Source organism: Flavobacterium sinopsychrotolerans, assembly GCF_900110375.1.
Taxonomy (GTDB): Bacteria; Bacteroidota; Bacteroidia; order Flavobacteriales; family Flavobacteriaceae; genus Flavobacterium; species Flavobacterium sinopsychrotolerans.
Genome location: NZ_FODN01000011.1, coordinates 30,462 through 40,713, shown reverse-complemented (window position 1 = coordinate 40,713; position 10,252 = coordinate 30,462). Strand labels below are relative to the sequence as shown.

The window sequence follows — 10,252 nt, the reverse complement described above, 5'->3', positions numbered from 1 at the left end:
ATCCGAAAAATCAACGAAATCCAACGAGGATGGTTAAACTATTTTCGGGGAACGAGTATTCAAGGAAAGTTACGAGATATTGATGGATGGTTGCGCAACTGACTGCGTTACTGCATTTGGACGGACTGGAAGAAACCCGAACGCAAAAGGAAAAACCTGATGCGATTAGGGATTGACAAAGACCACGCCTATGCTTGGAGCAGAACCAGAAAAGGAGGCTGGCGCATTGCCCAGAGTCCGATTCTAACCACCACAATAACCCTACTGCGACTTAAGAAGAAAGGCTATCAATCAATGTTGGAGATTTACATGGAACTCAACCCATCACTTTGCGAACCGCCGTATACGAGACCCGTACGTACGGTGGTGTGAGAGGCGCACTCCGTCAGTTTCTGGCGGAGCCGTCTACTCGATTAGCAGACGTATTTTTAGTCTAATGTTGATTTGTACATTAATTGATTTGGTTTCAAATATATAAAGTTGTTTTTAAAATCTAAAATTGCATCAAATCGTTTTAGAATATTATTTCCAATATTTTCATTATATTCATGACCATTTTCCGGATCTTTTTCACTTACAAATATTGGTACTTGATACATTTCAAATCCTCCAATTTTTAATTTTGGAAGTAAAACTTTATTTTGCTTGAATTCAATTCCCGTACTTCCTCTTGTTTTTGCTGTTCCAATATTTTTCATTGTATTATTTAATGAATTTTCTGATGCAAATTTTTGGCTTATTGATAAAGTTGCATTCGAACCTGTATCAAAATCATACCAAGTTTCATATTCTTTATCATTAATAATCAGTTTACATTTTATATATGGAATTCCTTCAATAAGTTTCATTTCAGATTTTGAATATCCAACTAAATTTCCGATGGGTGTATTATGAATTATTAATCTGTTTTTGTTGTAATCTATTTCAATAGATTTATTTCCAAATGACTTCCAACTTAAAACCGCATCAAACGGGAAATTTTTATAGTCAATTGACACTAATGATACATTTTGCCATACTAAATTTCCAATTTCCATTATATTATTAGAACTTGTCTGCACAATTGATTTTCCATCCGACCCGCTATTTTCAGAACTTCCATCAATTTCTAATTTAACTTTCGTATTAATTAAGGAACTCGTAATTACATTGGCACCCGCACCCGTATCAAACAAAAAATCTAAATATTCAGAACTATTAATTTTCCCTTTTATATGGATTCTATTATCTTGTCCTAATAAAAATGGAATTGTATCATTTTCAATTTTATCAGTTAGTTTTTTCCTTTGATATACTAATTTTGGGCTCAAAGATGGAGTTTCGTTCTGAAACGTATTTATTTGCGTAAATGCTTTTTCAGTATTATTAATTAATATTACAAAATTGTATTTCTTTTGAGGTTTTACCTCAAAAGAAATTGAATCGATATCTGAATAAAATGTAATTTTTTTAGATTTCTTAAACCTGTTTGTTATAAAAATATCAGGATTTATTTCGGGCGAAACATCCCAAACATCCTTATAAAAACTTTCACCTTCTTTTATACTGATACTTTTCGTATTTGATTTTAAAGTTTGAATTTTATTCTGTGCAAATACTGATTGGTTTACAATTAATATTAAAAAAAGGTATTTTATTTTCATTTTTATTTTCGTTTCTGTTCGGGTAATATGTCTGCTAACTTGCATATATGTCTGACGATGTCCGACTTATCACCCCTAAATTGGGTCGCTTTGTCTGACAAACATCAGTTTTTTATTTATTTTCAAATATATAACTTTCTTGCGAAAATACTGATAAAAAATCATCAATTTTAAATGGCTGCCCAAAACTAACTTCTTTTGCTTCAGTTATTTTACGGAAAAACGTAAACGCAATTAGTTTAACCCAAACGCCTAGCCCTGATGGAAGGGAAAATCCTTTTTTGATAAAACGCGAAGCAAGTTTTATCAATAAAGATTACTTCACAGCATTCTTAATTTAATTGGAGTTCAGTGAATTTCATTTGGAATGACAGCAGGAAACAGCTCCTAAAAAAATTAAAAGTTAATAAAGAATGGCTATTTTAACATGGAGTGTCGAGCCACTTGCGGAGATTACTTCGCAGTTCGCTGTCCACGTGATCATCGTGTTTTGTCATTCCGAGGAACGAGGAATCACATTGGTTACTCCCGTTATGAGATTCCTCGTACCTCGGAATGACAAGTAGCTACTGAAATAGCAAAAAGGGAACCTTGCAAACTGAATACTTTTTTCGTAATTTTGCAGTCTAAATAAAGGACTAAGAAAATGTTAGATAGACTTCAAATAGTAAAACAACGTTTCGATGAGATTTCGGATTTGATTATTCAGCCGGATGTAATCTCGGATCAGAAGCGTTATGTGCAATTGAATCAAGAGTACAAAAGTTTAAAAGCTTTGGCTGAAAAGCGCGATGAATACGTTATTTTGATGGCGAATATCGATGAAGCAAACGAAATAATCGCCGATAACAGTGATGCAGATATGACCGAAATGGCCAAAATGCAACTGGAAGAAGCGAAGGAAAGATTGCCTGAACTGGAGGAAGAAATCAAGTTTATGTTGATTCCTAAAGATCCCGAAGATGCCAAAAATGTCATGGTGGAAATTCGTGCCGGAACGGGTGGGGATGAAGCGAGTATTTTTGCCGGGGATTTGTTCCGTATGTACACGAAATATTGTGAAAACAGAGGTTGGAGAACTTCTGTGGTGGATATGAACGAAGGAACTTCGGGTGGTTTCAAAGAGGTGATTTTTGAAGTTACCGGTGAGGATGTGTACGGAACTTTGAAGTTTGAAGCGGGAGTTCACCGTGTGCAACGTGTACCGCAAACGGAAACGCAAGGACGTGTTCACACATCAGCAGCGACGGTTATGGTACTTCCGGAAGCAGAGGAATTTGACGTACAAATTGATATGAATGATGTTCGTGTGGATTTCTTCTGTTCGTCAGGACCTGGTGGACAATCCGTAAATACAACCAAATCAGCGGTTCGTTTGACACACATTCCAACCGGATTGGTGGCGCAATGTCAGGATCAGAAATCACAACACAAGAATAAAGATAAAGCTTTTGGCGTTTTGCGTTCCCGTTTGTACGAACAGGAATTAGCCAAAAAACAAGCGGAAGATGCTACAACACGTACGTCTCAGGTAAGTTCTGGTGACCGTTCTGCAAAAATCCGTACCTATAATTATGCTCAAGGTCGTGTAACGGATCACCGTGTAGGTTTGACGTTGTACGATTTAGGAAATATCATGAATGGTGACATTCAGAAAATTGTAGATGAGTTGGCATTAGTTAACAACATGGAAAAATTGAAAGAAGCAAGCGAGGTTTTCTAAGAAACCTGAATGTTATACCATACAAAAACCAGCGAAAAGAAATTTTCCGCTGGTTTTTTTGCATTCATAACTAACCAATATTATTTTTCTGAAAGGTTTGCGCCTTTTAAAATTCCTTTTTGCTGCTGAATAGAATTCCTGAACGCTTCATATTTGGCGGTTGCGGAATCAATTTTGGCATCAAAGGCCGCGGTATCCTCTAAGTCGTCAATTGTGCTATTCAGTTCCGTGGATTGTTTCTCGAAATATTTTTCAACAGTGGACCAATTGGCCGCTGCATCAGCAGTAGTTTTTTGGGTAACCGAATCAATAAAGCGAATGTATCTGTTTGTAACCAATTCGGCTTTCTTTTCCTTTTCACTTTGACACGAGGTAAAAGTGATTGTCAGGAAAAAAAAACCGAATAGTACTAGTGCATTTTTCATTTTAGGTTTTTTCTTATAATTTGAAGCCGTATGCTAATCGAAGTGATATTTGTCCTAAACCATCTTTGACTACGTCGTTTTTAACCACCGGAAAGTCATTAAAGTGTTCGTATCGTAAACTGATGTCAATTTTATCTGTTGCAAATCCAATGGATGGGCTCAATAACAAAGAGGTGTCATTGTATCCGTTTGTCACTGCAAATGCGGCACCAACTTCTCCCATTAAATACAATTGGTCTTTAAGTACAAAAGCTTTGAAACCGGCTTTTACAGGAATGTAACCCAGGTCATTGTTGTCACCTGACACAAACATATTGCTGAATCCTGTGGTTAGGGTTAACGAATATTTTTGGGATAAATCATATTGGAGTCTTGCATCGGCACCCAAACTGAAATCGTAGGGATTGTCAAGGGGAAGTCCTCCGTTGATTCCAACTCCCAGTCGAAATCCCTGATCGTAATTTTGTACTTCTTGCGCACTTGTCGTCGCTATTCCTAATACGATAGCTACCGTTGTGAAAACTGTTTTGATATTGAATGTGTTTTTCATAAAGACGTATTTTAATGAATGAATTTTTGAATTATACCTTTTTATACACTTCCTTTGAACGGAAAATATCTCTTAAAGCGTTGGTTTATTGATCTTTTTCAAGTTGTCGGCATTTGCAATTTCTGCCTTAATGACCTCTTTTGTATTTCCTAACAATTGTTGGGATTCGTTTTTGAGCTCATTGATTGTTTGTGAAATTACATTGGATAATTTACCCGATGAATCTTTAAGCGATTCTGCTAAATCACTGCTTTTGTCAGCGATATTTTTTCTGGTTTCACACCCTTTTGCCGGGGCAAATAGTATTCCTAATACCGTTCCTATTGCTAATCCCCCAAGTATTCCTAGTGCTACATTATTACTATTACTATTATTATTATTATTATTATTATTATTATTATTCATGGCTTTAGTTTTTTTAAATTTAAATTATTTATCCTCTTATTACTCGCAGTAAAACGGCTATTACTGCTATTATCAATAAAACATGAATCATGCTGCCCAGGCTGTAAACGAAGAATCCTAACGCCCAAAGGATTACGAGCACCACTGCGATTGTGTGTAATAAATTTGACGTAATTTATTTATTTTATTAAAATTTTATCGCTGCGTACACACTTAATACGCTGTTTTTAGAATCAGGAAAAGTGTAGGTTTGACCAAGAACGGTTCTTTCTTTTCCCACCGTATTTAATCCGTAATTGTATCTGGCACCTATTCCGAAACTGTCAAAATCAAATCCAATTCCAGCGGCTACACCGAAATCAAATTTATTTAGATCGTCTTCATCAATGTTCTCTTCAAAGTTGTAGGAGCCATCTGAAGATTCATTTGTAATTTTAGAATCTATCAGGAAAGCGGCATAAGGCCCGAAATGAACGTTGAAATTCTCTGTTAGATTTGCTTTTAATAATAATGGAACTTCAATGTAGTTTAACCTGAATTTTCCTGTTCCTTGTGCAAAAGCATTGTCATATTGTAGTTCGGCTCCTTTAGTGGTAAAACTTACCTCTGGTTGCAAAGCCAGGCGGGAATTTATTGGCAATTCTGCAAACAATCCTACGTTGAAGCCCATAAGAACATTTTCGTCATCAACATCTTGTGTATATAAATTGGACATGTTTAAACCTCCTTTTATTCCTAATGATGCGCCAGTTTCTTGTGCTTGAATTGCATTTGTAGCTCCTAATGTTACTAAAACAACGGCTAATACTCTCTTTAAATTTTTCATCTTTGCATATTTTTAATTGTTTGTTTTTGTTTTACAAAGATGCGATGGCGGCACTGATTGGATGTTACATCAATTTCGAATTTTATTACAGAATTTTAATATGGGGTACCAGAAATACAGGATAAAGTAAGAAAGATATCGTTAAGTAAGCCTGAGTTTCTTTTTTGGAAAGTCAAAATCGGTATCGCAAATAATGTTCACGTGTACGGCGATGAAGCTGCGAAGTAGGTTAAAGTTGGATAACGAAATGTTGTTCCGTTATAAAAATTTTTTTTTAGCATGCTGGAAGATAAATGATAAACGTTGCGCCTTCATCAGGAATTCCTTTCGCAATGATAAATCCTTTGTGATTTTCAACTATTTTTTTGCAAATGGCGAGACCAATTCCGGTTCCTTCGTACTCGTTTTTATTATGAAGTCTGTTAAATAGGATGAAAATCTTTTTTGCATATTCCTGTTTAAAACCAATTCCGTTGTCTTCAATAGTAATTTTGTAATATCTAGAGTTGCTATTCGGCAGAAATTCTTCTTCGTTGTGCGTTATTATCGACGTATTAATTTTGATAATTGGAGCAGTTTCTACTTTGCTGTATTTCAAAGAATTGCTTATTAAATTGATGAACAACTGCTGAATTTGGAATGGAATTACTTTCAAGATTGGTAATTCATCACTTTGTACAATTGCTTTTTTATCTTCAATAATTTGAGCTAATGCCTGGTTTGCATTTTCCAGTAAAACGTTTAAATCAGCTTCTTCAAAAACTTTCTCCCCTTTATTTGTTCTCGAAAATTGCAATAAATCCTGAATTAAAACCCGCATTCTGTTGGCAGAGGATTGAATGCTGGAAACGTATTGCTGTCCGGATATTGATAAATTGTTGTAATCTTTACTCACTAATCGCGAAAGGAAAGTTTCAATTTTTCGGAGCGGTTCTTGCAAATCATGGCTTGCGATATAGTTGAAAGCAGTTAGTTCTTTGTTATTGTTTTCTAATTCCCTGTTGCGCTCTTCAATAAGGTTTTGAGCCTGGACTTCTTCCGTAACATCGCTTGTGGTGGCTATAAAAGTATTGTCGCCGGAAGCAACTGTAACAATTCGCCCTAAAGTTCTGAAATAACGTATTTCGCCATCATTTCTAATAATTCGGTACGTAAAAGGAGCAAGATCATTATCGGTAAGAATACTTTTAGTGTTTTCGATTACAAATTCTAAGTCCTCAGGGTGAATAAAGTTTAAGAATGCATCTAAAGTCGCTTCAAAAGATTGCGGTTTGCAGCCCAATAACCGATATTCATTATCAGAGAAATTGTAGGTATCAGTTCTAAAGTTTAACTGCCAACTTCCAGAGCCACCAACTATTTCTGCAAGATTATTGGCTTCATTAGCAACAGAGAGCGTATTAATAGTGTTTTTTAGCACTACTAAGTCCCTATTCATTTTTATAAAAGCAATCGTAATTAAAATCAAGGTTACAATTAGCGTTAAATAAATGAGCAGCGGTGTATAATTCATAGTCGATTCATACGCCTGCTGCCTATTTTTTAAAAGTCTCTGTTGGGTAATCATCATGTCTTCAATTTTGACGCGAATAGAATCCATTGTTTGTTTACCAATGATTAAATTATTTTTAAGAATTTCTTTATCATAAATCCCTTGTTCCGTCAGATAGAGTGACTTAGAAAGATAATTTTGTCTTTTGTTAATGAAAAACAACAGCTTTTTTAAATTGCTTTGTTGTGTTCTGCTATTTGCAGTTAGTTTGGAAACTCTTTTATACGATTTTCTTACTAAAACCTTTGAGTTATAATACGGTTCCAAAAAGCTTTTATCATTACTCAAAATGTAGCCTCTTTGTCCGGTTTCCGCATCTTTGATATATGAAATCAAACGTTCAAGTTCAGCAGTGACCTCATGGCTGTTGCTTACCCAAGCTGACGATTTTTTTAGAACCGTAATGTGCTTAAACGTAATACCGCCAATAAAAAATATAATTGCTACTGAAATAACAAAAATAATTTTTAGAAAAACAGGTGCCTTATGAAATTGAATATATTTCATTTTACATTCGCATTAAAAAATTGTCTTTGTTTAAACCAGAAGTGTGGTATTGCCAATTTATAGTCACTACTTCCGAAAGTATTTTTTTTAAATCTTCAAAATCATTTGGTTTTTTAATGTAAATATTGGCCCCATTAATAAAGGTTTCTTCGATATGTTCTTCCGATGATGAGGTCGAATAAATCGCAATGGCAATGTCACTTAGTTTTTCATTTTGTTTGATTTCCAATAAACATTCAACACCATTTTTTTTTGGCATGTTTAAATCTAAAAATAATACGCTGGGTAAAACAGAATCAACATTATTTAAATAATTCATCAACTCAACCCCATCATTAAAAGTACTCACTTTTGTGTTTATTTTTAATTCATCAAAAGCATCTGTAAAAAACAGTCTATCATCTTCGTCATCGTCCGCAAGGCAAATATTTATAAAATCATTATTCATATAAATGTGTTTTTAACTGTTGTTTTTGTTAGATAATTCCCTTCTTTTAGAAATAATTCGTTGGAAAGCTGAAGGTGTCATTCCTGTCATATTCTTGAATTGTGAACTCAAATGTGCTACACTCGAATAATTCAACTGAATGGAAATTTCAGTTAAATTGAGCGGTGTATTAATCATTAATTGTTTGGCTAATTCTATTTTTTGAATAATGACAAAATTTTCAATGGAAGTGTAAGTGACCTCTGAAAAAATATTAGAAAGATACGTATAACTAAGATTTAATTTGTCTGCAATGTACACGGAGCTCTTAATGTTTACCGGTTTGTCACTATGAACCATTTCAATAATAGCGTCTTTTATTTTTTGAACCAATACTCTTTTTTGGTTTTCAACGATCTCTATTCCATATTCTTTGAAAATAGCTGTGATGTCTTTCAATTTTCCAGACGGTATTTTTTCTAAAAAATTAAACTCACCAAAGCCGATAATATTAAATTTACACCCCAATTCGGATAGTTTTTCGTGGACAATTTTTTTTGTCAGCTGAGCATAATCAAATTTTAAATATACTTTCATAAAGACTTTTGTTTAAGAGTAAAGATATAAAAAGCTTGCTTTTAAATTCATTTTTAAATCATTTTTGGAAACTTTTTTTAGAAATAAAAACAGAGGCAACAGCTACTTTTACCTAAATAGTAATTATGTGATTAAAGGTTATGTTTTGACTATTAGGTTTTTAAAATTAGAAAATCTTTATGATTTACTTCTTCAGTAAAGTTTAAAAAGTTCAACAATCGTTAATTTTATAGTTATTTTAACTGTGTTTCGACGTTTTGATTATTCTTTTTTCACTCTAATTCCTGCTGGATTTCGCCAGTTATCATTGCTTATTTAGCAGGTAGAATCTAAATTTTAAGCTCTGCTTTTGCTTTTATGAATTTCTTTTTATAGGTCTCTTTTTGTATCTATATTAACATCTTTTTTCTGTCACTACAATTTTTAGATTGCAGTAATGATGCAATTTGATTTCGATATATAAATTGAATTTTATTATGAGATTGTAACTGATTTTGATTCTATGTTTGTAAATTTGCTGCACAACTACATAAAAATGACAACACAACAACTTATCCAACAAATTCAACTCAAAAAATCCTTCCTATGTGTAGGTTTAGATGTTGATTTGAACAAAATTCCTCAACATTTATTAGCACTGGAAGATCCGATTTTCGAATTCAATAAAGCAATAATTGATGCCACGCATGACTTGACAGTATCCTATAAACCCAATACCGCTTTTTATGAAGCTTACGGCATAAAAGGATGGATGTCACTTCAAAAAACTATCAACTATATCAACGAAAAATATCCTGATATTTTTACTATCGCTGATGCCAAACGCGGTGATATTGGAAATACGTCTTCCATGTATGCGAAAGCTTTTTTCGAAGATTTAAACTTCGACAGCGTTACCGTTGCGCCTTATATGGGAAAAGATTCGGTTGAACCGTTTTTAGCTTTCGAAAACAAACATACGATTATGTTGGCTTTGACTTCCAATGAAGGTGCATTCGACTTTCAGACTTTGAATGTTTCCGACGCTTCGGGAGGAAAAGAATTGTATAAACAGGTTTTAGAAACGTCTAAAACGTGGAAAAACAGTGTAAACCTGATGTATGTTGTAGGTGCTACCAAAGCGGAATACTTCACTGAAATCCGTAAAATTGTTCCAGATAGTTTCTTGCTTGTTCCAGGAGTTGGCGCACAAGGTGGAAGTTTAGCCGAAGTTTGTAAATACGGTATGAATGCCAATGTAGGATTGCTCATTAATTCTTCCAGAGCGATTATTTATGCTTCAAACGGAACTGATTTTGCCGAAAAAGCAAGAGCAGAAGCGTTGAAAATGCAACAGGAAATGGAAGGGATTATTAGTTTGAAGTTTGAAAAGGTTTAAGGTTTAAAGTGGAAGAATTTTAAATTGGGACTTTTTTTAAACCATTAAGAAATTAAGTTTCATTAAGAAATACTTTAAAGCTTAATTTCTTAATGGTAAAAAAGCATAATATTGGTTAACCATATAAGGAATATAAGGACATATAAGATAAGCGATTTGAAGATTTCACAACTTAAATGAACTTACATGGCTTATATGGTTTAAATTTTATTTTGGAGC

General features: G+C 33.9%; 12 protein-coding genes. 3 read left to right on the top strand and 9 right to left on the bottom strand.

What is annotated here, in order from left to right; translation table 11 throughout:
* Positions 1 to 102, top strand: coding sequence for a group II intron maturase-specific domain-containing protein (locus BMX64_RS16025; RefSeq protein ID WP_449528458.1), 102 nt, complete (start codon positions 1 to 3; stop codon positions 100 to 102).
* Between the two features lie 326 nt (positions 103 to 428).
* On the opposite strand, the gene BMX64_RS15030 is transcribed toward BMX64_RS16025, so the two are convergent.
* Positions 429 to 1,643 (bottom strand): aspartyl protease family protein, encoded by a 1,215-nt coding sequence (locus BMX64_RS15030; protein WP_167543073.1) that lies wholly within the window; start codon positions 1,641 to 1,643, stop codon positions 429 to 431.
* 646 nt (positions 1,644 to 2,289) lie between these two features.
* On the opposite strand from BMX64_RS15030, the gene prfA reads away from it, so the two are divergent.
* Positions 2,290 to 3,366: a peptide chain release factor 1 gene (prfA, locus tag BMX64_RS15020; RefSeq protein WP_091174156.1), complete on the top strand. Its 1,077-nt coding sequence runs from the start codon at positions 2,290 to 2,292 to the stop codon at positions 3,364 to 3,366.
* A gap of 80 nt (positions 3,367 to 3,446) precedes the next feature.
* On the opposite strand, the gene BMX64_RS15015 is transcribed toward prfA, so the two are convergent.
* The 8 genes from BMX64_RS15015 to BMX64_RS14985 form a co-directional block, all read right to left on the bottom strand.
* Entirely contained in the window at positions 3,447 to 3,791 is a 345-nt protein-coding gene (locus BMX64_RS15015) for a hypothetical protein (protein ID WP_091174152.1), read from the bottom strand.
* 13 nt (positions 3,792 to 3,804) lie between these two features.
* Positions 3,805 to 4,341, bottom strand: a complete 537-nt coding sequence (locus BMX64_RS15010; protein WP_091174147.1) for a hypothetical protein — start codon at positions 4,339 to 4,341, stop codon at positions 3,805 to 3,807.
* Positions 4,342 to 4,413: 72 nt separating this feature from the next.
* Positions 4,414 to 4,746 carry a YtxH domain-containing protein gene (locus BMX64_RS15005; protein WP_091174144.1) on the bottom strand — a complete coding sequence of 111 codons (333 nt, stop codon included), beginning with the start codon at positions 4,744 to 4,746 and terminating at the stop codon, positions 4,414 to 4,416.
* A 28-nt stretch (positions 4,747 to 4,774) separates the two neighbouring features.
* Positions 4,775 to 4,897, bottom strand: coding sequence for a lmo0937 family membrane protein (locus BMX64_RS15605; protein WP_317614724.1), 123 nt, complete (start codon positions 4,895 to 4,897; stop codon positions 4,775 to 4,777).
* A gap of 36 nt (positions 4,898 to 4,933) precedes the next feature.
* Entirely contained in the window at positions 4,934 to 5,572 is a 639-nt protein-coding gene (locus BMX64_RS15000) for a porin family protein (RefSeq protein WP_091174141.1), read from the bottom strand.
* 274 nt (positions 5,573 to 5,846) lie between these two features.
* On the bottom strand, positions 5,847 to 7,631 hold the full coding sequence (locus tag BMX64_RS14995; protein WP_091174135.1) for a sensor histidine kinase: 1,785 nt from the start codon (positions 7,629 to 7,631) through the stop codon (positions 5,847 to 5,849).
* A gap of 1 nt (position 7,632) precedes the next feature.
* Positions 7,633 to 8,079 carry a response regulator gene (locus tag BMX64_RS14990; RefSeq protein ID WP_091174131.1) on the bottom strand — a complete coding sequence of 149 codons (447 nt, stop codon included), beginning with the start codon at positions 8,077 to 8,079 and terminating at the stop codon, positions 7,633 to 7,635.
* A gap of 12 nt (positions 8,080 to 8,091) precedes the next feature.
* Positions 8,092 to 8,655: a helix-turn-helix domain-containing protein gene (locus BMX64_RS14985; RefSeq protein ID WP_091174126.1), complete on the bottom strand. Its 564-nt coding sequence runs from the start codon at positions 8,653 to 8,655 to the stop codon at positions 8,092 to 8,094.
* Between the two features lie 535 nt (positions 8,656 to 9,190).
* Between BMX64_RS14985 and pyrF the strand changes: the two genes are divergently transcribed.
* The gene (pyrF, locus tag BMX64_RS14980) at positions 9,191 to 10,033 is read left to right on the top strand and encodes an orotidine-5'-phosphate decarboxylase (RefSeq protein WP_091174122.1); all 843 of its coding nucleotides are present in this window, start codon (positions 9,191 to 9,193) and stop codon (positions 10,031 to 10,033) included.
* Positions 10,034 to 10,252: the final 219 nt, after the last annotated feature.